The sequence below is a fragment of the Serratia sp. CY47280 genome (assembly GCF_052168655.1).
GTDB classification, from domain to species: domain Bacteria; phylum Pseudomonadota; class Gammaproteobacteria; order Enterobacterales; family Enterobacteriaceae; genus Serratia; species Serratia bockelmannii.
In genome coordinates this window covers 522,917-546,793 of the sequence record NZ_JBJNMG010000003.1, presented here as the reverse complement: position 1 = coordinate 546,793, position 23,877 = coordinate 522,917, and the positions used below count along the sequence as shown (strand labels likewise).

21 protein-coding genes are annotated in these 23,877 nt (G+C 58.0%); 20 read left to right on the top strand and 1 reads right to left on the bottom strand.

The genetic code is table 11. The features are described 5' to 3' along the window. The first annotated feature begins 21 nt into the window (after positions 1-21). The 9 genes from ACJ8J4_RS16890 (at position 22) to ACJ8J4_RS16850 (ending at position 12,716) form a co-directional block, all read left to right on the top strand. Complete coding sequence (locus ACJ8J4_RS16890; RefSeq protein WP_264383776.1) at positions 22-3,966, top strand: enterobactin synthase subunit F; 3,945 nt, start codon at positions 22-24, stop codon at positions 3,964-3,966. 176 nt (positions 3,967-4,142) lie between these two features. Continuing rightward, entirely contained in the window at positions 4,143-5,399 is a 1,257-nt protein-coding gene (gene entS, locus ACJ8J4_RS16885; RefSeq protein ID WP_197836456.1) for an enterobactin transporter EntS, read from the top strand. Positions 5,400-5,611: 212 nt separating this feature from the next. Then, entirely contained in the window at positions 5,612-6,817 is a 1,206-nt protein-coding gene (locus tag ACJ8J4_RS16880) for an isochorismate synthase (RefSeq protein ID WP_141997065.1), read from the top strand. Positions 6,818-6,824: 7 nt separating this feature from the next. Next, complete coding sequence (locus ACJ8J4_RS16875) at positions 6,825-8,453, top strand: (2,3-dihydroxybenzoyl)adenylate synthase (protein ID WP_049204132.1); 1,629 nt, start codon at positions 6,825-6,827, stop codon at positions 8,451-8,453. 3 nt (positions 8,454-8,456) lie between these two features. After that, entirely contained in the window at positions 8,457-9,317 is an 861-nt protein-coding gene (locus ACJ8J4_RS16870; protein WP_049204133.1) for an isochorismatase, read from the top strand. 61 nt (positions 9,318-9,378) lie between these two features. Beyond that, positions 9,379-10,443 (top strand): 7-bladed beta-propeller protein YncE, encoded by a 1,065-nt coding sequence (gene yncE / locus ACJ8J4_RS16865; protein ID WP_025304971.1) that lies wholly within the window; start codon positions 9,379-9,381, stop codon positions 10,441-10,443. Positions 10,444-10,563: 120 nt separating this feature from the next. Further along, positions 10,564-11,184 carry a DUF2238 domain-containing protein gene (locus ACJ8J4_RS16860; protein WP_049204134.1) on the top strand — a complete coding sequence of 207 codons (621 nt, stop codon included), beginning with the start codon at positions 10,564-10,566 and terminating at the stop codon, positions 11,182-11,184. 325 nt (positions 11,185-11,509) lie between these two features. After that, positions 11,510-12,244 carry a winged helix-turn-helix domain-containing protein gene (locus tag ACJ8J4_RS16855; protein WP_244590500.1) on the top strand — a complete coding sequence of 245 codons (735 nt, stop codon included), beginning with the start codon at positions 11,510-11,512 and terminating at the stop codon, positions 12,242-12,244. Beyond that, positions 12,225-12,716: a hypothetical protein gene (locus ACJ8J4_RS16850; RefSeq protein ID WP_049209697.1), complete on the top strand. Its 492-nt coding sequence runs from the start codon at positions 12,225-12,227 to the stop codon at positions 12,714-12,716. Before ACJ8J4_RS16855 ends, ACJ8J4_RS16850 begins: the two co-directional genes overlap by 20 nt. Before the next feature lie 66 nt (positions 12,717-12,782). Here ACJ8J4_RS16850 and ACJ8J4_RS16845 read toward each other — a convergent pair whose 3' ends face one another. Continuing rightward, the gene (locus ACJ8J4_RS16845) at positions 12,783-13,541 is read right to left on the bottom strand and encodes a winged helix-turn-helix domain-containing protein (RefSeq protein ID WP_060433939.1); all 759 of its coding nucleotides are present in this window, start codon (positions 13,539-13,541) and stop codon (positions 12,783-12,785) included. Positions 13,542-13,967: 426 nt separating this feature from the next. On the opposite strand from ACJ8J4_RS16845, the gene ACJ8J4_RS16840 reads away from it, so the two are divergent. The 11 genes from ACJ8J4_RS16840 to ACJ8J4_RS16790 all read left to right on the top strand — a co-directional run bounded on the left by ACJ8J4_RS16840 (position 13,968) and on the right by ACJ8J4_RS16790 (position 23,550). Next, positions 13,968-14,516 carry a fimbrial protein gene (locus ACJ8J4_RS16840; protein WP_025304976.1) on the top strand — a complete coding sequence of 183 codons (549 nt, stop codon included), beginning with the start codon at positions 13,968-13,970 and terminating at the stop codon, positions 14,514-14,516. Positions 14,517-14,608: 92 nt separating this feature from the next. Then, positions 14,609-15,154 carry a fimbrial protein gene (locus tag ACJ8J4_RS16835; protein WP_025304977.1) on the top strand — a complete coding sequence of 182 codons (546 nt, stop codon included), beginning with the start codon at positions 14,609-14,611 and terminating at the stop codon, positions 15,152-15,154. A gap of 29 nt (positions 15,155-15,183) precedes the next feature. Continuing rightward, the gene (locus tag ACJ8J4_RS16830; protein WP_197836455.1) at positions 15,184-17,739 is read left to right on the top strand and encodes an outer membrane usher protein; all 2,556 of its coding nucleotides are present in this window, start codon (positions 15,184-15,186) and stop codon (positions 17,737-17,739) included. 30 nt (positions 17,740-17,769) lie between these two features. Further along, on the top strand, positions 17,770-18,519 hold the full coding sequence (locus ACJ8J4_RS16825; protein ID WP_197824989.1) for a fimbria/pilus periplasmic chaperone: 750 nt from the start codon (positions 17,770-17,772) through the stop codon (positions 18,517-18,519). Between the two features lie 47 nt (positions 18,520-18,566). Then, complete coding sequence (locus ACJ8J4_RS16820) at positions 18,567-19,172, top strand: fimbrial protein (protein WP_197824988.1); 606 nt, start codon at positions 18,567-18,569, stop codon at positions 19,170-19,172. Next, entirely contained in the window at positions 19,165-19,755 is a 591-nt protein-coding gene (locus ACJ8J4_RS16815) for a fimbrial protein (RefSeq protein WP_197836453.1), read from the top strand. The genes ACJ8J4_RS16820 and ACJ8J4_RS16815 overlap by 8 nt, the downstream gene beginning before the upstream one ends. Before the next feature lie 10 nt (positions 19,756-19,765). Further along, positions 19,766-20,278: a fimbrial protein gene (locus ACJ8J4_RS16810; RefSeq protein ID WP_197836452.1), complete on the top strand. Its 513-nt coding sequence runs from the start codon at positions 19,766-19,768 to the stop codon at positions 20,276-20,278. Between the two features lie 170 nt (positions 20,279-20,448). Then, the gene (locus tag ACJ8J4_RS16805; RefSeq protein WP_197824985.1) at positions 20,449-21,258 is read left to right on the top strand and encodes a hypothetical protein; all 810 of its coding nucleotides are present in this window, start codon (positions 20,449-20,451) and stop codon (positions 21,256-21,258) included. A gap of 198 nt (positions 21,259-21,456) precedes the next feature. Next, the gene (locus tag ACJ8J4_RS16800) at positions 21,457-22,365 is read left to right on the top strand and encodes a hypothetical protein (protein ID WP_197824984.1); all 909 of its coding nucleotides are present in this window, start codon (positions 21,457-21,459) and stop codon (positions 22,363-22,365) included. Between the two features lie 227 nt (positions 22,366-22,592). Further along, positions 22,593-23,129, top strand: coding sequence for a helix-turn-helix transcriptional regulator (locus tag ACJ8J4_RS16795; protein WP_060448260.1), 537 nt, complete (start codon positions 22,593-22,595; stop codon positions 23,127-23,129). Between the two features lie 136 nt (positions 23,130-23,265). Continuing rightward, complete coding sequence (locus ACJ8J4_RS16790; RefSeq protein ID WP_043143788.1) at positions 23,266-23,550, top strand: hypothetical protein; 285 nt, start codon at positions 23,266-23,268, stop codon at positions 23,548-23,550. The last annotated feature ends 327 nt before the right edge of the window (positions 23,551-23,877 follow it).

The window sequence follows — 23,877 nt, the reverse complement described above, 5'->3', positions numbered from 1 at the left end:
TAATCACGGGAGCAATAAGCAGTGTCACACACCCCTAACTCTCTCAGCGGCCCGGCGCTTGCGGGCGAATGGCCGTTGGTCACGGCGCAACCCGGCATTTGGGTCGCCGATCAAATCTCCCCGCATCGCAATGCCTACGCGGTCGCACATGCCATCGAACTCAACGGCCCTGTTGCCGTGGAGCCTCTGCTGCAGGCCATCATCCAGGGCCTGAACGAGGTGGACATGCTGCGCCTGCGTTTTGCGGAACGCGACGGCGTGCCGGTGCAATGGCTAGACGACGCGCTGGCGGTGCACGAGCCGGAACTTGTCGATCTGACGACGTCGCCGGACCCTGAAGCCGCCGCGCGTGCGCTGATGGACATCGATCTGGCGAGCGATCTGCGCGCCGGCAGCGGCGCACCGCTGTATCGCCATGTGGTGATGCGCCTGGCGGACGATCGCTGGTTCTGGTATCAGCGCTATCACCATCTGCTGGTGGACGGTTTCAGCTTCACCGCCATCGCTCGCCGCGTGGCGGCGATTTATACCCACCTTTGCCGCGGCGACGCGCTGGAGCCGACGCCATTTACGGCGTTCAGCGACGTGGTGGCGGAATACCAGGCTTACCGGCAGGCGCCGGCCTGGCAACGCGACGCCGATTTCTGGCTCGAAAAAGCGCGGCAGTTGCCGCCGCCGGCCACGCTCTGCCCGCAGCCGCTGGCTGGGCAAACGCCCACGCCGCGCATCCATCGATTGGAACAGCGCTGCGATCCGCAGGCCTTCGCCGAACTGGTGCAGTGTGGCGCACAGCAGAAGCTGAACGCCGCCGATATGGCGGTGGCGCTGGTGGCGCTGTGGGTATCGCGCCTGAGCGGCCAACCGAGCTTCAGCGCCGGTTTTATCTTTATGCGCCGCACCGGATCGGCCGCCCTGTGCGCTGCCGGCCCGGTGATCAACGTGTTGCCGATGGAGATGCACCTCGAGCCGCAGGCCACGCTGTATGAGGCTGCCACCCGCATCAGCCGCGAGCTGAAAACGGTGCGCCGCCATCAGCGCTACGACGCCGAACAGGTGCAGCGCGATCTGGGCCGCATCGGCGACGGCGAACCGCTGTACGGCACGGTCTTCAACTTCAAAATGTTCGATTACCAGCTGGATTTCGCCGGTATCGAAGGCATTACCCACGATCTGGCCTCCGGGCCGGTGCGCGATCTGGAGATTGCGCTGTTTATCGACGAACACCATCAGCTGAAGGTGGAGCTGCTGGCCAACGCCGAGCGTTACAGCCGCCAGGAACTGCAGGCGCACCTGCAGCGGTTGCCGCTGCTGCTGGCGCAGTTCGCCGCGCAGGCAACGTTGCCGATCGGCGAAGCCGATATGCTGACCGCCGACGATCACGCGCTGCTGGCGCGGGTCAACGACACGGCGCACCCGGTGCCGGCGACCACGCTGAGCCAGTTGCTGGCGCAGCAGGCGCAAACCACGCCGGACGCACCGGCGCTGGCGGATGCGCATTTCAATTTCACCTACCGCGAAACGCGCGAGCAGGTTACGGCGCTGGCGCGCGAGCTGGTGGCGCAGGGCGTGCGGCCGGGCGACATCGTGGCGGTGGCGCTGCCGCGTTCGGTGTTCCTGTCGCTGGCGTTGATGGCGATCGTGGAAGCGGGCGCCGCCTATCTGCCGCTGGACACCGGTTATCCGGACGAGCGGCTGGCGATGATGCTGGAAGACGCCGCGCCCCGGCTGGTCATCACTAACCCGGCGCAGCAGGCGCGTTTCGCCGACAAGGGCGAAATTTTGCTGTATGACGCGCCGCTGGCGGCCGATCACGCCGCCGGGGTGGCGATCGCGGGCCCGACGCCGGACCATGCGGCCTATATCATCTTTACCTCCGGCTCCACCGGGCGCCCGAAAGGCGTGCTGGTCGGCCATCAGGCGATCGTCAACCGCCTACTGTGGATGCAACACCAGTATCCGCTGGGGGCGGACGACGCGGTGCTGCAGAAAACGCCGTGCAGTTTCGACGTCTCGGTGTGGGAATTCTTCTGGCCGCTGATGGTCGGCGCCCGGCTGGTGATGGCGCCGCCGGAGGCGCATCGCGATCCGCAGCAGCTGCAACAGCTGATCGCACAGCACCGCATTACCACGATGCACTTCGTGCCGTCGATGTTGGCGGCCTTCGTCGCTGCCCTGGACGACGACGCGGCGGTGGCGAGCTGCGCCGCGTTGCGCCAGGTGTTCTGCAGCGGCGAAGCGCTGCCGGCGGAGCTGTGCCGCCTGTGGCAAAGCCGCACGGCGGTGCCGTTGCATAACCTCTACGGCCCGACCGAAGCGGCGGTGGACGTGACCTGGCATCCGGCTTACGGCGACGCACTGGCGAAAGTGACCGGCGCCAACGTGCCGATCGGTCTGCCGGTATGGAACACCGGGCTGCGCATTCTGGACGCGCGCCTGCGGCCGGTACCGCCGGGCGTGGCGGGCGATCTGTATCTGACCGGCGTGCAACTGGCGCACGGCTACCTGGGCCGGCCGGATCTGACCGCCAGCCGCTTTGTCGCCGATCCGTTCGGCGAGGGCGGGCGCATGTACCGCACCGGCGACGTGGCGCGCTGGCTGCCGGACGGCACGGTGGAATATTTGGGCCGCAGCGACGATCAGCTGAAGATCCGCGGGCAGCGTATCGAGCTGAGTGAAATCGACCACGCCTTGCTGTCGCTGCCGGGCGTGCGCCAGGCGGTGACGCACGCGCTGGTGCTGCAGGGCACGCCGGTGGATGCCGGCGGCGATGCGCGCCAGCTGGTGGGCTATCTGGTGATGCAGCCTGGCGCGAGCTGGGATGCGCAAGCCCTGCGCGCGGCCTTGGCCGACCGTCTGCCGCCGCATATGGTACCGGTGGCGCTGGTGGAAATGAGCGATTTGCCGCTGAGCGCCAACGGTAAGCTGGATCGCAAGGCCTTGCCGCAGCCGCAGGGCGGTGAACGCAAGGCGGGGCGGCCGCCGCAGGCCGGGCTGGAAAGCGAGATCGCGGCGGTGTTCGCCCGTTTGCTGCAGCGCGAGCAGGTGTTCGCCGACGACGATTTCTTCGCGCTCGGCGGCCATTCGCTGCTGGCGATGCGGCTGGCGGCGGAGCTGCGCCGCGATCTGGGCAAGGCGGTGTCCGTCGGCCAGGTGATGGTGGCGTCGCGCGTTGAGCAACTGGCTGTCTTGCTGGCGGAAGATCGCACGCAGGAAGAGGCCGATCGCAGCGGCTTCGACAGCGTATTGCCGCTGCGCGTCACCGAGGGGCCGACGCTGTTCTGTCTGCACCCGGCGTCCGGCTTCTCCTGGCAGTTCAGCGTATTGCCGCGCTATCTCGATCAGCACTGGTCGCTGGTCGGTATCCAGTCACCGCGGCCGGATGGCCCGCTGGCGCTGAGCGAAGATATGGATCAGGTGGTGGATGCCCACCTGCAGACGGTGTTGCAGGTCCAGCCGCACGGGCCGTACCACTTCATCGGCTACTCGCTGGGCGGCACGCTGGCCCAGGGCATCGCCGCCCGGCTGCAGGCGCGCGGCGAAGAGGTGGCGTTCCTCGGCCTGCTGGATACTTATCCGCCGGAGACCCAAAACTGGGACGTGATGCTGGACGACAACGTGTTGAAGGAAGTGCAGCGCGAGCGCGAGCAGTTTCTGGCGGTGTCGCAGGATACGCTCGATCCGGCGCTGGCCGAGACGCGCACGGCGATGTTCGACAACATCGAAGCCAACTACGCCGATTCGGTGCGGTTGCTGTCGCACACGCGTACCGCTCGCTTCCACGGCCAGGCGACGCTGTTCGTCGCCAAACGCACGCTGCAGGAAGGGATGGACGTGCAGCAGACCTGGTCGCAGTACGTCGATGCGCTGCAGGCGCACGAGCTGGACTGCGCGCATGTCGATATCGTTTCGCCGGCGTCGTTCAAAGTGCTGGGGCCGCTGCTGAACCGGATCTTGCGCACGCTGTGATCGCGCCCGTCATCTCGCCGCCAGGCACGGGGATTACCCCGCGTGTGGCGGCGTTTCTTGCGGTTGCTCACAATTGAATATCAATGATTTTTATTATCATTATTGATTTCGTCATCTGTGCTAGCATAGCGCTCCGCAATTGCAGAATCCCCGTTTAAAGATGTGGTGAACAACCGATGAGTAGCAAACCCTCCATCCTGCTTGATTTCAGCCTGTTGAAAACTAACCGGGCTTTCCGCGCGGTGTTCTGCGCGCGCTTTATCTCCATTGTGGCGCTGGGGTTGATGGCGATCGCCATCCCGGTGCAGATCCAGGCGCTGACCGGTTCCACCCTGCAGGTCGGGTTGGCGGTGACGCTGGCCGGCGGTGGCATGTTCGCCGGGCTGCTGATGGGAGGCGTATTGGCCGATCGCTATGAGCGGCGCCGGCTAATCCTGTTCGCACGTTCCACCTGCGGCGTCGGCTTCGTCGGCCTGTGCCTCAATGCCCTGTTGCCGTCGCCTTCACTGGCGGCCATTTATCTGTTGGCGGTGTGGGACGGTTTCTTCGGCGCGGTGGGGGTGACGGCGCTGCTGGCGGCCACGCCGGCGCTGGTGGGCCGCGAAAACATCGTGCAGGCGGGCGCCATCAGCATGCTGACGGTGCGCTTCGGCTCGATTCTTTCCCCGGCGATTGGCGGCCTGGTGATCGCCCATATGGGCATTGCCTGGAACTATGGCCTGGCGGCGTTCGGCACCCTGCTGACGCTGCTGCCGTTGCTGAGCCTGCCGCAGCTGATGCCGCCACCGCAGCCGCGTGAACACCCGCTGCGCGCGTTGGCGGGCGGCTTCTCCTTTCTGTTCCAGAACAAGGTGATCGGCATGGTGGCGCTGATCGGCGCGCTGCTGACCATGGCCAGCGCGGTGCGCGTGCTGTACCCGGCGATGGCGGAAAGCTGGCACATCGACGCTGCCCACCTCGGTTATATGTACGCCGCCGTGCCGCTCGGCGCGGCCATCGGTGCGTTCACCAGCGGGCGCGTGGCGCACGTGGCGCGCCCCGGCTGGGTGATGCTGCTGACGGCGATCGCGGCATTCGCCGCCATTGGCCTGTTCGGCCTGATGCCGTGGTACAGCCTGGCGTTGCTGTGCCTGGTGGCGTTCGGCTATCTGAGCGCGCTGAACTCGCTGCTGCAATACGGCCTGATCCAGAGCCTGACGCCGGACAACTTCCTCGGCCGCATAAACGGCCTGTGGACGGCGCAGAACGTGGTGGGCGATGCGCTGGGCGCGTTGCTGCTGGGGGCGATGGGCGCCTTCATGCTGCCGGCGATGAGCGCCAGCGGTTTCGGCTTCGGCGCCGCGCTGCTCGGCATCCTGTTGCTGTTCGCCATGACCGGTTTGCGCCAGGTGACGTTGCACAAACCGGAGCCGCAGCCCGCTATAGAAAAGTAGTCGAACGCGTTAAGACAACGCTGTGGGATCAAATAGCAATGCTTATCATCGGCATGCGTAAAACCCACAGCGTTTATGTCATGATTTCGAAATGAAAGAAGTGCTTACGTTTATTGACATAGCAAATATCGGCGAGTAATTTAGCGCGGAATTAACTCAAATGATAATCATTATTATATTGGTTATCACTTCAAATCCTTGAGGGCGAAGCGATGGATACTGCCGTGAACGACATCAATCGAAAGGAAATGCAGGAGCGCGAAGAACACCGGTTCGCCGCTGATTTTTCTCCGGCGTCGGGCTTCTTCTTTACCTCTCCTTTCCGCAGCTTGACCACTACCGGTTGTTTCAGCCGCATTCGCCTGCCGGCCGCAGACGGCGCCGACCTGAACGGCGAGTTCCAGCGCAGCGTGCGGCAGGCGTTTGCCGAGGCCCGCCAGGCCGGTATCAAAAAACCGCTGCTGTGCGGTGCCATCCCGTTCGATACCCGGCAGCCTTCGGCGCTGTTTATTCCGCAGCAGAGCCGCTGGTTCGATCGCGCCGCTTTTATGGCTGGCGTTCGGCCGCCGGCGAACGGTCCTGAACTGGCCGGCGTGGCGGAGCTGCCGCCGCAGCAGCCGTTTATGAAGATGGTCAGCGACGCCGTCGACGCGATGAAGGCCGGTGAGCTGGATAAAGTGGTCTTGTCGCGCCTGCTGGAGATCGAAACGCGCCAGCCGGTGGATCGCCATGCGCTGATGGCGCGCGTGATTGCCCAGAATCCGCACGGTTTCCATTTCCATGTGCCGCTGGAGCAGGGCGCGCTGTTGGGCGCCAGCCCAGAGCTGCTGCTGCGCCAGGACAGCGGCCGTTTCTATTCTAACCCGCTGGCCGGTTCCGCCCGGCGCGAGGCCGACCCGCAGCGCGATCGCGAAGTGGGGGAGCGGCTGATGGCCTCGGCGAAAGATCGCCACGAGCATCGCATCGTCACCGAAAGCATGCGTGACGTGCTGGCCGGCCGCTGCCGCTACCTGAACGTGCCGCACACCCCTGAATTGTTGACCACCACGACGCTGTGGCATCTCTCCACGCCGATCGACGGCGAGGCGGCGTCTCCAGACGAAAATGCCCTGTCGCTGGCCTGCCTGCTGCACCCGACGCCGGCGCTGTGCGGCATGCCGACGGCCGAGGCGCACGCCCTGATCGGCAAGCTGGAGCCGTTCGATCGCGGCCTGTTCGGCGGCATCGTCGGTTGGTGCGACGACGAAGGCAACGGCGAGTGGGTTGTGACTATCCGCTGCGGCACCGTTGACGGCAATCGGGTACGGCTGTTCGCCGGCGCCGGCATCGTGGAAGACTCTTCACCCGAATCTGAATGGCATGAAACAGGCACCAAACTCAGCACCATTCTGCGTGCCTTTGGTATGAATCAAGGATAACGACAAGATGAGCATTGCCTTTACCCCCTGGCCGGCGGAGTTCGCCAGCCGCTATCGCGAGCGCGGCTACTGGACTGACAAGCCGCTGACCGAAATCCTCGACCGCCAGGCCAACAACGACGCCCCGGCGATTATCGATGCCCAGGGCAGCCTGACCTACCGCGAGCTGCAGCAGCGTTCCGATCGCCTGGCGGCTGCTTTACTGCGCCGCGGCGTGAAATCCGGCGACACCGCGTTGGTCCAACTGGGCAACGTGGCGGAGTTCTATATCGTGTTCTTCGCGCTGCTGAAGATTGGCGTGGCGCCGGTCAACGCGCTGTTCAGCCATCAGCGCAGCGAACTGAATGCCTATGCCGAGCAGATCAAACCGGCGCTGCTGATCGCCGACCGCCAGCACGGGCTGTTTGCCGACGATCAATTCCTGAATGCCTTCCGCGATGCGCATCCTTCGCTGCGCGTCGTGGCGCTGCGCAGCCAGCCCGAGGGCGAGCTGGCGCTGGCCGCCTGGCTGGACGAAGCCAGCGACGGTTTTGTCGCGCAGCCTTCCGCGGCCGATCAGGTGGCGTTCTTCCAACTATCCGGCGGCAGCACCGGTACGCCGAAGCTGATCCCGCGTACCCACAATGACTACTACTACAGCATTCGCCGCAGCGTGGAGATCTGCCGTTTCGACGCGCAGACCCGCTATCTGTGCGCGCTGCCGGTGGCGCACAACTACCCGATGAGTTCGCCGGGTGTGCTGGGCGTGTTTTATGGCGCTGGGCTGGTGGTGTTCGCCGCCGATCCGGACGCCGCGCAGTGCTTCCGCCTGATCGAACAGCACCAAATCAACGTGACGGCGCTGGTGCCGCCGGCGGTCACGCTGTGGCTGCAGGCGATCGAAGAGTGGGGCGGCAATGCCCAGCTCGCCAGCCTGAAACTGCTGCAGGTGGGGGGCGCCAAGCTAGGCGAAACGCTGGCGGCGCGCATTCAGAACGAAATCGGCTGCCAACTGCAGCAGGTGTTCGGCATGGCGGAAGGGCTGGTGAACTACACCCGGCTGGACGACGACGAACGCCACATTCTGACGACGCAAGGGCGGCCGATGTCGCCGGACGACGAAGTATGGGTGGCGGATGACGACGGCAATCCGTTGCCGGCGGGCGAGGTCGGCCGGTTGATGACGCGCGGGCCTTATACCTTCCGCGGTTACTACCAGAGCCCGGCGCACAACGCCGACGCCTTCGACGCTGACGGTTTCTACTGCTCCGGCGATCTGATCAGCATCAGCGAAGACGGTTACATCACCGTGCAGGGGCGGCAGAAAGACCAGATCAACCGAGGCGGGGAGAAGATCGCCGCCGAGGAGATCGAGAACCTGCTGCTGCGTCATCCGGACGTGATCAACGCCGCGTTAGTGTCGATGCCGGACGCGCTGATGGGGGAGAAGAGCTGTGCCTATATCATCGCCAACGCGCCGCTGAAGCCGGTGGTGCTGCGCCGCCACCTGCGCGAACAGGGCGTGGCGGACTTCAAACTGCCGGATCGCTTTATTCAGGTGGACAGCCTGCCGCTGACCCCGGTCGGCAAAGTGGACAAAAAACGGCTGCGCCAGCAGCTCGACGCGCAACTACAGACTCAGGCTCAGGGAGATTAATCGATGGCCATTCCAAAACTTAATGACTACGCGCTGCCGACGGCGGACGAACTGCCGCAAAATAAAGTCACCTGGCAGGTAGAACCGCCGCGCGCCGCGCTGCTGATCCACGATATGCAGCAGTATTTCCTCAATTTCTGGGGCGAAGACAGCGCGCTGATCAAACAGGTGGTGGAGAACATCGCCAACCTGCGCCGCTACTGCAAACAGCAGGGCATTCCGGTGTTCTATACCGCACAGCCGAACCAGCAGAGCGATGAAGACCGCGCGCTGTTGAACGACATGTGGGGGCCGGGCCTGAACAAGCACCCTGAGCAGCAGGCGGTGACCGCCGCGCTGGCGCCGGACGAAGACGACACGGTGCTGGTGAAATGGCGCTACAGCGCCTTCCACCGCTCGCCGCTGCAGGAGATCCTGCAGGAGTCCGGCCGCGATCAGCTGATCATCTGCGGCGTGTATGCGCACATCGGCTGCCTGACCACCGCCATTGACGCCTTCATGCGCAACATCCAGCCGTTCATGGTGGCCGACGGCCTGGCGGACTTCTCGCGCGACGAACACCTGATGGCGCTGCGCTATACCGCCGGCCGCTGCGGCCGGGTGGTGACCACCGCGTCGCTGTTGCCGGCGGCAGGCATTGCCAGCATCGATGCGCTGCGTCAGCAGATCCTGCCGCTGCTGGACGAAGACAGCGAAGACATGGGCAACGATGAAAACCTGATCGATTATGGCCTGGATTCGGTGCGCATCATGGAGCTGGCGACCCGCTGGCGCAAGATCCGCGGCGACATCGACTTTATCGCGCTGGCGCGCAACCCGACCATCGACAGCTGGTGGGCGCTGCTTTCCGAAGAGAAAGCCTGATTTTAATAACGATGAGAGGGCGGCCGCTCGGCTGCCCCGTTGGCTCTATAAGGAGATTTCGATGAATGCTTTGATCACCAAGGGAAAACGCGCGGCATTCCCGCTGATGCTGCTGTCCACGCTGCTGTTCTCCAACTCGTTGCTGGCGCAGACTGCGCCGGAAGTGCTGCGCAAGCCGGTTGGCAAGGGCGCCTATGAAATGGCCTACAGCCCGAGCGAGAACGCGCTCTACCTGGCGACGTCGCAGAGCCGCAAGCTGGACAAGGGCGGTATCGTATACCGTCTGGATCCGACCACGCTGGACGTGACCCAGATTATTCATAACGACATCAAGCCGTTTGGCGCCGCCGTCAACGCTAAAACCGGCACGCTGTTCTTCGGTAACACCGTCAATAACTCGGTGACCGCCATCGACGCCAAGACCGGCGACGTGAAAGGCCGCCTGGTGCTGGACGCGCGCCAGCGCTCTGAGACCGTCAAGCCGCTGGCGCCGCGCGAGCTGGTGGCGGATGCCGACAGCGATACCCTGTACATTACCGGGCTGGGTGAATCCAGCGTGGTGTGGGTGGTGGATGGCAAGGATCTGACCCTGCGTGCCACCGTGACCGACACCGGCAAATACGGCACCGGCCTGGCGCTGGACGCCGCCGCCAAGCGCCTGTACGTCACCAACGCCGACGGCGAGCTGGTGACCATCGATACCCAGAGCAACAAGGTGCTGTCGCGCAAGAAGCTGGATGAGGCTAAAGAGCACTTCTTCCTGAATATCAGCCTGGATACCGCCACCCATCGCGCGTTCATCACCGATTCCAAGCAGCCACAGGTGCTGGTGGTGGATACCCGCAGCGGCAACATCCTGAGCAAGATCGACGTGCCGGAATCGCTGGCGGTGCTGTTCAACCCGGCGCGCAATGAAGTTTACGTGACCCATCGCCAGGCGGGTGAAGTGAGCGTGATCGACGCCAAGAGCTACAAGGTGCTGAACACCATCAAGACGCCGACCCACCCGAACAGCCTGGCGCTGTCGCCGGACGGCCAGACGCTGTACGTTAGCGTCAAGCAGGCTTCCAGCCGCGAGAAAGAAGCGACCGCGCCGGACGACGTGATCCGCGTAGCGCTGAAATAATCCCGCGCAGGGTAAACCCCCTCGAACAGGCGAAGCGGCGACGCTCAGCCTGTTTTTTTTCGCCGTGCGATCTGCGGTATAAAGTGTGGATTGCCTTATTGATCCGAAGGAACGTGGGTTATGCCTGCTTCACGCACACCGCTGTTGTTGTCCGTTATCACCCTGCTGCTGCTGGCCGCGCTGATCCACAGCGGCATCAGCCCCTACGATCGCACCACCTGGTTGATGGAGGTGGCGCCGGTATTGATTGTTTTGCCGTTGCTGTGGCTGACCCATCGCCGTTATCCGCTGACGCCGCTGCTCTACACGCTGATTTTCTTCCATGCGCTGATCCTGATTTTCGGCGGCATGTACAGCTATGCTCGCGTGCCGCTGGGCTTTGAGGTGCAGCAGTGGCTGGATCTTGGCCGCAACCCGTACGACAAACTGGGGCATTTCTTCCAGGGATTGGTGCCGGCGCTGGCGGCGCGCGAGATCCTGCTGCGCGGCGGTTATGTGCAGGGCCGCAAGATGCTGGGCTTCGTGGTGTGCTGCATCGCGCTGGCGATCAGCGCGGTGTATGAGTTGATCGAGTGGTGGGCGGCACTGGCGCTGGGCCAGGGCGCCGACGAGTTTCTCGGCACCCAGGGCGACCCGTGGGACACGCAGTCCGATATGTTCTGCGCGTTGCTCGGCGCGATAGCCGGCCAGTGGCTGTTCGGTGGCTGGCAGGGTAGGCAACTGCGGCGTTTAAAAGAGTAAGCCTTGTTGCGTTAAGCCTAGTGAAAATAGCGACTTCTCGTGCCGCCCAGTATTTTCCGGGCGGCATTTTAATGTCGACATGATAAGAAATAGATAATCATCAGTTAAATGTTTGGCACCCTGTGATACAGCACAATGTTATTTCTTATATTTATGATTATTTAGCTTTTTATGCGTTTTTCTAGGAATTTTCTTAACTCACGCCGTGTGCTACTATTCTCATGTTTAACAAGGGCTAATTATTATTAATTAGTTTTTTGAGCGGGGAATAATGAGATACATAATTAATAATAAGATTAAATATCATGAAGATAGATCAGAGTTGGTGGATATCAATGCTGAGCTACCGCCTCAACCGCTCACCGCCACCCTGAACCGCCTGCTGTCCACATTGGTCAGAAACAATAACCTGGTGCTCTCCCGCGATACCCTGCTGACGCAGGTATGGGAAGCGCACGGCCAGGTGGCCTCCGGCAATAACCTCAATAACACCATTTCCATCCTGCGCAAGATGTTCGCCGCCCTGGGCGAGGACGAGATTATCATCACGCTGCCGCGCCAGGGATTTATGTTTACCGCCACTTCGTTGAAGACGACGGACAGCCTGGCGGAGAGTTCGTCGGAGCCGCCGATCCCGGCGGCTGCAGAAAGCGCCTTGCCGACCAAGCCGCTGCGAGCGCAGCGATTTAAGCGCCTCGGGTTGGCCGCGTTGCTGCTGTTGGCGGCGGGGAGCGGTCTGTGGGCCTGGCAGGACGCCGGCTATGCGCCGATCAGCACGGTAAGCGTAGGCAACATCGGCAGCTGTGAGGTGAAGTTCATCGCTTCTTATCATAAGACCGGTTCCGGCAAGGCGGATTTGGCGCACTTGCAAACGTTGCTGGATAAACGAAATCATATTCACTGTAGTGAACCGGCGACGCTGCTTTATTACGACAGCCAGTCGGTGGTACCAGGCAGCGCAGAACGCGTGCGATCTTCTTACTTCTTTTATTGTCCGCAGACGGCGATGGCGGCGGGCAAAGCGCAATGCGAGAACTACTATGAAAGTCTGGAAAAATAACCGGATATGGCATTACCGTTACGCGCTGTTAGTCTTTGCGGCGCTGGCCTGCTGTTGCGCCGCCGCTTATGTGCTGTTCGCTATGCCGCAGGTGCCGGAATGCCGGGCGTCGATGCGGGTGTATAATCAGGATAAAGATGCGGCGATGGAGCGTGTGCTGCTGGTGAGCATCGTGCCTGAGGGCGCGCGACAGCTCACTATGTTGATGAGCGGCAGTTTTTTTGATGGTGATACACGTTATGTGGTCGATCGCTCCGTGGAAATGAGTTACCAGCGTCGCGGCAGCAACTACACCATGTGGGTAACGAAAAATACCCGCAAGCCGCAGGACTCTGTTATTCGCGAGGATATGAATCGCCGGTTACCTATCGCCGGGCAGCAGCTGCATTTGCGCATCGAGCGTATCGATCGGCATCACTATCTGTTTACTGATAACCATTCGCCGCTTTTTGTCTGCGTGACTGGCGCATAACGGTCCCCCCCAGAATTACCGGGGGGCCGATGTTGTCTCTGACCCTGGGTATCAAGAGCGAAAAGATTAAGGTTGATTGCCGGCTATATAATTATTGATGCAAGGGCTGTTACCGGTACGCGGGCAGTAGGTGACCTGCTGTTCATCCTGGTTAGTGCTCTCATTAAGAATGTTAGCGTAATAATAGACGTCGGCCCGCGTACGGCAATTGAAGCCCGCCTGTTGTATCACCTGCTTGATGTTCTCCAGGCTTCCTCCACCTAAAGTCATACTGTACACCTGGCAGCTTTGGTAATTCCCAAGTGGGTAAACGCTGATACGCGTGCTGTTTTGATACAGCACAATGATGGCAAAAGGCACCAGACAGGCAGCGGCAATCATTATTAAGCGTTGTAATGCTCGTCGGATGCCGGGGGGAGAAGTCCCGGGGGGCGGCGTAGACGCTATTTCCGTTTCACGGTGCTTTTCTTCTCTATATATTTCCACCTTATTTTCATTCGCTTCATGAATGTTTCGAGCAATAAATTTAAACCCCTGACGTGGATAGGTGACGATAATCTCCTCGGCGCCAAACTGCGCCAGTGATTTACGTAACCCGGAAACGTAATTGTTTAAGTTATTGTTGGAGGCTTTCAGCCCATAATCGACCCAAACATCATTAAGCAACCTCTCTCGCAACAACAGCTTGTTATTATTCTTGATGAACAACGAAAGCAGTCTGCTGGTCGGCTTCAGTAAAGCTATTTTATTGCTGGCATTATCGACATGCATCAATGTGCCTTCCTCCTCGTTATAGAGGATGCTCTCATTTATAATGAAAATCATTTTATTTACCCGTCAACTTTCCTGTCGAGAGATTATTCTGAGACCTCTGTGTACTTTTTTCAATCCCTTGAGTTGCAGGGCAATAGGATTTTTCTCTTTATTCGTGTAATTGAAATGAAATGTTTATCTGATTACAAGTTTTTTAATATAAATACTGATAATTAAATCCTATTTATCGTGATTTTAATCTATTTAATTATTATTTTATCGATAATAATCCTGTGTTTTTGTATTTTTGCGACATAACGTTTCAAATGGAAGGCGCTAAGTGTAAATTTGTTTCCACTGATACGGGGCGCGGAAACGCAGCGTATTAGCCACGGAGACAATGCGCAGGAATCTCAGGAATAAAGCTGCTGCATTGCATGCGTGACTTTAAGGATTTAATTCTTCTCCACTACTTACTAAGGAATGTAAGGAATCTCTATGAAACTGAACAAAATTATGATTGCAGCGGTATTGGCCTTCGGCGCTTCTTCTATGATGGCCCAGGCAGCTAACACCGGTAAGGTTCACTTTGAAGGTTCTATTGCGAAAGCTGCATGTTCAATGGATCAGAAGAGCGTTGAGCAAACTGTAAAAATGGGCCAAATCGGCGACTCCAGCCTGCTGAATGGCCGTGATTCCGCTGTTAAGACTCCGTTCGATATTGTGCTGAGAGACTGTATTTTGCCTGACGCTCCTACTGAGACGGCGATGACGATCACTTTCAACGGTCTTAAAGGTGTTAAAGACGATATGCTGCAATTCGGTCCAATGAGCACCGCTAAAAACGCCGGTGTCGTTATCTCTCATGGCGCGGACACTGTTAAGCTGGGTACGCCAATTAACATTGGTGTACTGAAAGCGGGCGCAGATACTGAATATACTCTGAATTTCACCTCTCACCTGCGTGGTAATGGAGACGATAAAAATAAACCAATTCAAGCCGGTACCTTCTTCAGTACTGCTAACTTCATTGTAAATTACAACTAATCGATTTACGACAGGTTGAATAATTATAGCATGCGGGACTAGCCCGTATGCTTTTTCCCCGAATGGATTCCTGTTTGCAAGGGATAATCTCTATGGCCCTTATTGGCAAAAATGTAGTGGCGCCTTCCCTATTGGTCGCGATTTTTACGGCCCAGACGATGCCGGCAACGGCTTCGGTTATTGGCTGGGGAAGAGTCAATATGGAAGGCGCTATTGTCAACGCGGCCTGCGCCCTTGAAGCGGCCAGCCGTGATCAAACCATCGATATGAAAATTTTGCCGGTGGAACAAATTACCCGTGATGGGCACGGGCTGACCCGCCCCTTTACGCTGAAGCTGGTGAACTGCGGGCTGGCAGGGGAAAACAGTACCAATACCGGGCGCCAGCATTTCCGCATGATATTTGACGGTAATGCGGAAGGAAAAAACTTCGGCGTCATCGGCGATGCCCGTGGCGTGGCGTTACGCATTGTCGATAGCATCGGCACAGATATTTACCCTGGGGTGCCGATGTCAATAGAAAATACCCTAACAAAAGATTATCGCTTGAATTATTCAATGCAGCTGGTGGCTAACAGCCAGGTATTGCGCGCAGGGGATTACCGCTCCGCCATTCGTTTTAAATTGGATTACTACTGATTATAAATAAGTTAAAGGTTGGCGGGATCATGGATGCGAGAAAATTTAAATCGGGGGCGCTCCCGTTAAGTTTATTAGGGATATGTATTTCTCTGGCTCTCTGCGGCCTGGCGTTGCCGGGACGGGCGGATGATGCAATTCAGTTCAACACTGACATCCTGGATATCAACGATCGTAAAAATATCGATCTCGGCCGCTTTTCCAAAGGCGCCTTTATTATGCCGGGCAAGTACAGCATGACGGTAGTGGTGAACAAGCAGCCATTGGATGAGCAGCCGGTGGTTTTCTATCCGCCGGAAAACGATCCCGATGGCAGTGCGGCCTGCGTCTCGCCGGAGCTGGTTGAAAAACTGGGCCTTAAAACCGAGTTTCTCAAGCAGCTGCGCTGGTGGCATAACGAGCAGTGCCTGGATCTGAGCAGCCTCAAGGGCATCGAGGCCAGGGGCGATCTGGCGGTGTCGGCGCTGTATCTGAACATTCCCCAGGCCTATTTAGAGTACTCCTCGCCGGATTGGGATCCGCCGGCGCGTTGGGATAACGGCATTCCCGGCCTGCTGCTGGACTACAACTTGAACGGCCAGGTGCAGCAGAATAGTAACGGCGGCGGCCAGACGCAGCGCCTGGGCGGTAATGGTGCGGTGGGCGCCAACCTGGGCGCCTGGCGGCTGCGGGCCGATTGGCAGACCAGCCTCAATCACCAGACCGGCTCGGGGGAATCGAGCCAGAGAACGTTTGACTGGAGCCGCTATTACGCTTTCCGCGCGTTGCCGCAGTGGGGCGCGCGCCTGGCGTTGGGAGAGGATTCGCTGCAGAGCAACCTCTTCGACAGCTTCCGCTTTACCGGCTTCAGCCTGATGTCGGACGACAACATGCTGCCGCCCAACCTGCGCGGCTATGCGCCGGAGGTGACCGGCATCGCCAAAACCAACGCCAAAGTCACCATCAGCCAGCAGGGGCGCGTGCTGTATGAGGCGCAGGTCGCCGCCGGGCCGTTCCGCATCCAGGATCTGAGCGATTCGGTGATGGGCAAGCTGGACGTCAAGGTTGAGGAACAAGACGGCAGCGTGCAGCAGTTTCAGGTGGACACAGCCAGCATTCCTTATCTGACGCGCCCTGGCATGGTGCGCTTCAAGTTCGCCGGTGGTCGGCCGTCGAACTGGGAGCACCAGGTGCAGGGGCCAACCTTTGCCACCGGTGAATTCTCCTGGGGGGTCAGCAACGGTTGGTCGCTGTACGGCGGGGCTATCGCCGGTGGCGATTATAACGCGCTGTCGCTGGGGCTGGGGCGCGATCTGCTGGTGCTCGGCGCGCTGTCGTTTGATACCACATATTCGCGGGCCAGATTGCCGATTGACGACGGCACCAAAAAAGGCGGCTCGTACCGTTTGAGCTATTCGAAAAGCTTTGATGAATACGACAGTCAGATCACCTTCGCCGGTTATCGCTTCTCGGAAGAAAATTTTATGACCATGAGCGAATACCTGGACGCGCGTTATCACGGCTTGCGGAACGGCAAAAGCCGAGAAATGTACACAATCACCTTTAACAAGCAGTTCCGTGATCTGGGGGTCAGTACCTATCTCAACTACGACCACCAGACTTACTGGGATAAGCCGACCGACGAACGCTACAGCCTGGCGCTGTCGCGCTATTTCAACCTGGGATCGTGGAAAAACCTGAGCGCCTCACTCTCGGCTTATCGCAACAAGTCCAGAGGGACCAACGACGACGGCATGTATCTGAGCCTGACGGTGCCGTGGGGAGAAGATACCAACCTCAGCTACAGCAGTTCGTGGAACCGTAACAATAACAACCAGCGGGTGGGCTACTACCAACGGTTGGATGAACACAACAACTATCAGCTGACCGCCGGCAGCTCGCGCAACGGCGGCTCCGCCAGCGCGTTTTACAGCCACGACGGCGACGCGGCGCGTATCGACGCCAACGCGAGTTATCAGGGGGGCCAGTACTCCGCGTTCGGCATGAGCCTGCTGGGCGGGGCCACGCTTACCGCCCAGGGGGCGGCGCTGCACCGTAGCGGAAGCTTCGGTGGTACCCGCCTGATGCTGGACACCGATGGCGTGGCCGGGGTGCCGGTACGTGGCTATGGCGCCACGAGCCGCACCAACATGTTTGGCAAAGCGGTGGTGACGGACGTCGGCAACTTTTACCGCAGCCGGGCGAGCATCGATCTGACCAACTTATCGGACGAGGCTGAAGCGACGCAGTCGGTGGTGCAGGCGACGCTCACCGAAGGGGCCATTGGCTACCGGCGCTTCAACGTGATTTCCGGCCAGAAAGCGATGGCGGTGATCCGCCTGGCGGACGGCAGCACGCCGCCGTTTGGCGCCGAGGTGTTCAACCGCCGCAGGCAGCAGACCGGGATTGTGAATGACGGCGGCAGCGTTTACCTCAGCGGCATCCGCGCCGGTGAACAAATGACGGTGCATTGGGAAGGGAAGGCGCAATGCGAAATCGATCTGCCGGCGTTGCGCACGGATGTTGCTCTGAGCGATCTGCTGCTGCCGTGCCGGCGCGTGGCCGCAGGCAGTGAAGGCCAGGCAGATGCGCCGGAAAACCCGTAAATGCAATTTTTGACCAAATGGAAGCTTATTATGCGAAACAACACTGTAAAAACGCTGTCGGTAGCCGGCCTGCTAACCACCACCTTGCTGAGCGGCCAGGCGCAGGCCGCTATCGCGCTGGATCGCACCCGCGTGATTTTAAACGGCGGCGATAACTCGGCCAGCATGAGCATCACCAATAAAAACACCCAACTGCCTTATCTGGCTCAGGGCTGGCTGGAGAATGAGCAGGGTGAAAAAATCAACAGCCCGCTGATCGTGTTGCCGCCGGTGCAGCGGGTGGAGCCGGGCGCGCAAAGCCAGGTCAAGGTACAGGCGCTGCCGGCCGCCAAGGCGCTGCCGCAGGATCGCGAGAGCCTGTTCTACTTCAACCTGCGCGAGATCCCGCCGAAGAGCAACAAGGCCAACACGCTGCAGATCGCGCTGCAGACCCGCATCAAGCTGTTCTACCGCCCGGCGGCGATCGTGCCGAACAAAAATGCCGCGTACAGCCCGTGGCAAGAGCAGTTGACGCTGACCCGCCAGGGCGCGGGCTTTAGGGCCAATAACCCGACCCCGTATTACATCACGCTGGTCGATGCCCGCAGCAGCAAGAGCGGTAAAACCGCCGCCGGTTTTGAACCGCTGATGGTGCCGCCGAAAGGCAGCGTGGCGTTAGGCGCCACTGGCCTGGGCAATGCACCGGTGCTGACTTATGTCAATGACTATGGCGGCCGCCCGGATCTGACCTTCAAGTGTGGCCCCGGTGATTGTCAGGTGGTGCCTGAGAAGCAAGGATAATCGGCGCCGGCAGCGGCGCTCCATCAGTTGAAGCGGCAGGGAAACTAATGCAAATAATCGATAGCGGCTGCAACAGCCAGGAGAGAGGCGCTTTAACGCGACGGGCAGGCCAGGCGGCGTTATTGGCGCTGGTTTTGCTGACGAATCGGGCAGAGTCAGGTAACCACGGCATGCTGTTTGTGCATGGCGCGCTGACCGAAGGCGCCTGCCGGCTGGAGATGTCTTCGGCCTACCAGGATATCTGGCTGGGTGAAACCACCACGAGCAGCCTGGCAGTGCCCGGCAACCGCACGCAGCCGGTGGCCTTCCAACTGCGCTTGCGTGACTGCACGCGCATGGGGGCGGCCATCAGAGACACTCGCCTCGGTTACCGGCTGTGGGATGCCTACCAGCCGGTGGTCACGGTGAGCTTCACCGCCCCGGCCGATGCGGATAACCCGCAGCTGGTGCAGGTGCAGGGTGCCGCAGGCCTGGGGCTGCGGCTGTTGGATGCGGATAACCGCGATGTGCGGCTGGGCAGCCGCAGCCGGCCGCAGCTGCTGGCATTGGGCGATAATGGGCTGCAGTTTTATGTGATGGCGGAGCGCACGCGTGCGCCGCTGTTGGCAGGCGCCTACCGCGCGGCGATCGATTTCCGGCTGAACTATGACTGAGGTGGACGGTATGGGCGATACAGGGCGACGCACGCTGGCCATCGGCGGCGAATATCTCCTTCTTGGCTGCGCGCTGGCGGCCAGCACTGCTGCCGCTTCGGCGCTCACCCTGCTGGCGGTGCTGAGTTTTGGCCAGCTGGCGCAGGCTGCGACGGTGAATGTCACGGTGAAAGGTGAAGTTTTCGGCAAGCCAAAGTGTGAAATCAACGACGGCAATGATATCGATGTGCCCTTCGGCGAACTGAATATCGCAGACATTGACGGCGTTAACTACGGCAAGAAAAAGATCCCCTATAGCGTGAGCTGCAGTGGCGATACCTCCGGCTCGAACGGATACATGAAAGTGTCATTGCAGGGCAATATCGCGAGTTTTGGCGTCGGTTTGCTGCGCACCCGCGAGAAGGAAGATTTGGCGATCAAGCTGGTGTTCGAAAATGGCCAGCAGCTAAAGCTGAACGAGTGGCATAACTTTTTTTATCCCAATTATCCACTGCTCTATGCCGTACCGGTCAAGCGCGGCGGCGCCAAGTTGAGTGGCGGGAACTTTTCCAGTTCCGCCACATTATTAGTCGAGGTTCAATAAGGAGATGAAGATGAAATATATACCAGGGTTGGCCGCCTTGGCCTGCATGGGATTGCTGGCCAGCGGCGCGGCGCAGGCGATAGATGTGAACTTTACCGGTAAGCTGGTGGCGGCGCCCGACTGCGTCCTCAACACGGGTAAAGATATCAGCGTTGATTTTCAGGAAGTGGTGGGCACCAAGGTTGATGGTAAAACCTACAAGAAAATGCCGATCCCTTACACCGTCAGCTGTAGCGGCGGTTCACCAGGCAGCGGCCAGCTTAAGGTGATGCTGGGCTATACGACCGTCCCATGGGGCGATTACAGCTCGATCCAGGCCCAACCCCTCCCGCAATTTGCTAATTTCGGGTTGCGTATCATCGAGGGGGATGGGGATAAAACCTATGTACCTAATACCAAGGTGGTGGTTGCCGATCAGAATAATCCGCCTAAGTTCTACGCCGTGCCGATCGGCAAAGAGAACGCGGGTTTACCTGTGGGAAGTTTCAACGCGTCGGCAACCATGACCGCCATATATGAGTAAAACGTTAGACCGGCACCGAAGCTGCACTGCTCCGGTGCCGGGCTGCGGCAGCAATTAAAGCCGCCGCATTATAAATGCGGTGGAAAGAGGCGCACCGACGGCACTTAACCGGCGGAATATTTTCGCCATTGGCGATGGTCGGATAATTTATTTTGCCGGAGGAAAACCAGATGAAAAATATTTTTTTATTGCTGATCGTATTTTTTGGCGGCATGAATGTGGCCCGCTCTGCTGACTTCGAGGCCATTCCTCGTATCGAGAATAAAGATGCATACTATGCTCATCTCTCTTTTACGTTCCTCAATGTTTCATCGGATTCGACATTACCTAACTATTGTTTTCAATCTAAAAACCCCTGCATGATGGCTCTGGTGATGACCGTGGGGGGGAACCCAGTTTTAAGCGTGCCGTTGGTCGATGCTAACAGTTCATGTAACACGGCGGATTGCAATACCAGCACGCGCACGGCCCGGACCATGGGGGAGCTGGCGCCGTTAATCAGGTACTTAGGGCGCAATGGGCAAAGCTCGCCAAGAGAGCTGAGGCAGGTTGGCGGTTGGGATATTCAACTCTGCTTAAGTTTCTCAAATCCTAATTTTGCTAAGTTCGGTTGTACTCCCTCGATACCCAAGACGCTCACTTGCGATATCCTCGATACTAACGCAGTCGTCGATTTCGGTTCATTCAGCAACGACGTGACGGCCCGGCAGGCTACGGGGAGCATCAAGGTAAATTGTTCCAGCGAGGCTTACTTGCGCGTTAAGTTTAATTCCAATGTCACCAATATGCCGTTAAGCCAGGATGGGCGGCTTACCGCCAGCCTGAAGTTTAGGGATCTGATCGCCGGCGTGGGTGATAATTATGTAAAAGTACCTGGTGGCAACAGAGAAATATTTATAGACGGTGAGCTTCGGAATAATAACACCTCACACACCGGCCCGTTTTCTGTTCCTGTGGTGGCCATTATTGAATTAATGTAAAAGATCGCGTGTTAGAAGTGATATGAAGGATTAATCTAGCTTAATACGCTATGGGTTATAGTGCGTGCGATTGCGCCGTTTTTATAAGGCATAAGAAGATTGAGGGCGGTTTTACCTATTTAACTAGGGGCTGGCATGCGGATTGTTTTTTTATTGTGGCAATCGGTATGAAATCTTTACGATGTCTAAGGAGGGATAATGTTTCTACGTCAAGGGCACACGATGAAAGGGTTTTTATTATTTCTGGGCATATTGCTGGGATGGGCCAGCTGGGCTAATGCGGCATACCACGACGCGCCCACCAGCGTCAGAAAAGGAGAGGAACCGGGAACTTATCTGATCACCACTACGCTGAACGATATAGCACCGATACCCAGTTGGAATGCATGCCACTACACCACATCTAATACCGGATATTCATGTGGCTACGTCTTTGGGCTCTACTCTGCTCATTGGGATGGTAATGTCTACCCCGGTGGAGCCATGATCTCTATACCTTTGGTTGATCGAACCCCCCCTAACCAGTGTAATACGAGTAACTGTAATACCAGTTTAGCGACTGCCCAAACCATTGGGGAATTGGTGCCGCTGATGAAGCTCCGTGGCGGATTCGGAGTAACCAAGTCGGCACTGTACCGTCCAGGGGCCGAGGGGAAAAGGCCGGGGTTTAAAACCTGTATCTATAGTTGGCGAGCTTCAGCTATTGGGAATGTCGATGGTGGCCTGTTTGACTGCAGCGAGCTTATTCCACTGACGGCAAGCTGCGATATTCTTGACACCGATGCCGTAGTCGATTTTGGTCCAATCAGAAGCGATGTTGCCAGCCGGCAGGCCAGCGGTTCATTTAAAGTTAATTGCTCGAATGATACGGATATACGAGTTAAGTTTGCCTCCAGTGTAACGGATATGAAGTTAAGTCAAGATGGCAAGCTTAGTGTCAGCTTGAAAGTGCGAAACGCGAAGCCCGGCGTTAACTCTCTGGAGAGTTTTGTTACGGTGGTTGCTGGTACGCAAGAGATATTTATCGACGGCGATCTCAAAAATGCGAACACCTCACACACGGGACCCTTTTCTGCTTCGGTAGTGGCCATTGTGGAGGTTGCATAAAATAATCTGCTATCGAGCGTATTAACTAAGTCGTTATCAGTAAGTTTATCGCAGCATAGCCGCTTATTTTGGAGGAAGAACGCATGTGATGTTTTCCTGGCGATGTAACGGGTTGGGCCTGAAAGATTCGCTATTGTTTAAACATATATCGTGAGAGCTGGAGTAAAAATCCATCGAACGGTTATCGCAGGCACGAATTAATACTATGCCTACAGGAGGCTCAGGGAATGAAATCGATCAATATTGTGATTGATGACGAAAATCGCTATTTCGCTACCGGCTTGCGGTTAAGTATTGCGAAATATGCGCAGCAGTATAATAAAGTCGCGCATTTCCTGCTGCCAGGCAGCGATGAGCGGCCTGACATCGTGTTGACCTCACAGATCCGGCGTGCCCGGCGTTGGACTGCCTATTCAAGGGCACACGTCGTCACCATTAAAGAAAGGCAGACCGTTGCAGCCAGGCGAGCGAAGCGAGTGCTTTACCGAACCGACGATCAACAACGGCTGTTTACGCTGTTGACCGATGCCCTGGCCAATCCCGGCCCGGTATGCCATTTTTCCGGTCTAGTGCTGACCCCTCGTGAGCGGCAGGTTATCGGCTATATGCGGCGTGGGTTGGATCAATCGCAAACCGCCAGAATAATGGGGGTGAGCGTTAAAACGGTGCACAGCCATAAACGTTCGGTAATGGGTAAGCTGATGTTAAATCGCAGCCATGATTTTATGTATTGGTTACTATCACCAGAGGCAGAGTATTCCTAACCGTGATGGGGAATGATTTTAATTATTCCCATCTGTTATCTTTATATCGCTAAAGGATAGTTTATTTTGATTAACATTTACCGGGAGAATGTTAATTCTTGTTTTATTCATTTGTTAGATAGCAAAAGGGAAAGTTATGAAAAAGACAGCGGCTTTACTTATTGGCGCTTGCATCATGATGGCATCTTATGCACATGCCGGTTTTAACGGCAATCATAACGTGCAGGGCAATAATGGCAACGCCAGCGGCGCCGGCAATAGCGATTTTGGTCAATGCATCAATGGTCAAGGGAAAAATGGTGGGCAATGTGCGGGCAACACCAACACAGGCGTCAAGCCTAAAGAAAAAGATAAAGGCGAAGTCATGAATGCGATCTGTGAATCGCCGTTTATGAAAAAATACTCGCCGCTATGCCAGTAATATTGATTTTTAAATGACAAGCAGGGTTATCCTCCCTGCTTTTTTTGTGACTGTTGATTAAATATCCTGTTGTTCCGACTAAAAATATAAGTTCGGTGAATTATTATCGTTGGCAGTGATGGTAGCTGTACGTAATTTACGTGGGGTATTATCTACACCAAGGGAAAGGTTAAGTGGATTTGTTTTATTTCGCGATATTCTTGTTGTGTTTAAGCATCTATTCATTCTACAAACATGCGCAGCGGATGAAGAAAAGGCAGCTATCTATTCAAGAACTCGGCCATTCTTCCCGTTGGTTGGCATTGCGACGTCATCATTGACGCTGCT

Excerpts from the sequence above, each read along its gene's own strand:
- entS (WP_197836456.1), top strand. The coding sequence starts at position 4,143 with ATGAGTAGCAAACCCTCCATCCTGCTTGATTTCAGCCTGTTGAAAACT.
- ACJ8J4_RS16880 (WP_141997065.1), top strand. The coding sequence starts at position 5,612 with ATGGATACTGCCGTGAACGACATCAATCGAAAGGAAATGCAGGAGCGC.
- ACJ8J4_RS16875 (WP_049204132.1), top strand. The coding sequence starts at position 6,825 with ATGAGCATTGCCTTTACCCCCTGGCCGGCGGAGTTCGCCAGCCGCTAT.
- ACJ8J4_RS16870 (WP_049204133.1), top strand. The coding sequence starts at position 8,457 with ATGGCCATTCCAAAACTTAATGACTACGCGCTGCCGACGGCGGACGAA.
- yncE (WP_025304971.1), top strand. The coding sequence starts at position 9,379 with ATGAATGCTTTGATCACCAAGGGAAAACGCGCGGCATTCCCGCTGATG.
- ACJ8J4_RS16860 (WP_049204134.1), top strand. The coding sequence starts at position 10,564 with ATGCCTGCTTCACGCACACCGCTGTTGTTGTCCGTTATCACCCTGCTG.
- ACJ8J4_RS16850 (WP_049209697.1), top strand. The coding sequence starts at position 12,225 with ATGAAAGTCTGGAAAAATAACCGGATATGGCATTACCGTTACGCGCTG.
- ACJ8J4_RS16845 (WP_060433939.1), bottom strand. The coding sequence starts at position 13,541 with ATGATTTTCATTATAAATGAGAGCATCCTCTATAACGAGGAGGAAGGC.
- ACJ8J4_RS16840 (WP_025304976.1), top strand. The coding sequence starts at position 13,968 with ATGAAACTGAACAAAATTATGATTGCAGCGGTATTGGCCTTCGGCGCT.
- ACJ8J4_RS16835 (WP_025304977.1), top strand. The coding sequence starts at position 14,609 with ATGGCCCTTATTGGCAAAAATGTAGTGGCGCCTTCCCTATTGGTCGCG.
- ACJ8J4_RS16830 (WP_197836455.1), top strand. The coding sequence starts at position 15,184 with ATGGATGCGAGAAAATTTAAATCGGGGGCGCTCCCGTTAAGTTTATTA.
- ACJ8J4_RS16825 (WP_197824989.1), top strand. The coding sequence starts at position 17,770 with ATGCGAAACAACACTGTAAAAACGCTGTCGGTAGCCGGCCTGCTAACC.
- ACJ8J4_RS16820 (WP_197824988.1), top strand. The coding sequence starts at position 18,567 with ATGCAAATAATCGATAGCGGCTGCAACAGCCAGGAGAGAGGCGCTTTA.
- ACJ8J4_RS16815 (WP_197836453.1), top strand. The coding sequence starts at position 19,165 with ATGACTGAGGTGGACGGTATGGGCGATACAGGGCGACGCACGCTGGCC.
- ACJ8J4_RS16810 (WP_197836452.1), top strand. The coding sequence starts at position 19,766 with ATGAAATATATACCAGGGTTGGCCGCCTTGGCCTGCATGGGATTGCTG.
- ACJ8J4_RS16805 (WP_197824985.1), top strand. The coding sequence starts at position 20,449 with ATGAAAAATATTTTTTTATTGCTGATCGTATTTTTTGGCGGCATGAAT.
- ACJ8J4_RS16800 (WP_197824984.1), top strand. The coding sequence starts at position 21,457 with ATGTTTCTACGTCAAGGGCACACGATGAAAGGGTTTTTATTATTTCTG.
- ACJ8J4_RS16795 (WP_060448260.1), top strand. The coding sequence starts at position 22,593 with ATGAAATCGATCAATATTGTGATTGATGACGAAAATCGCTATTTCGCT.
- ACJ8J4_RS16790 (WP_043143788.1), top strand. The coding sequence starts at position 23,266 with ATGAAAAAGACAGCGGCTTTACTTATTGGCGCTTGCATCATGATGGCA.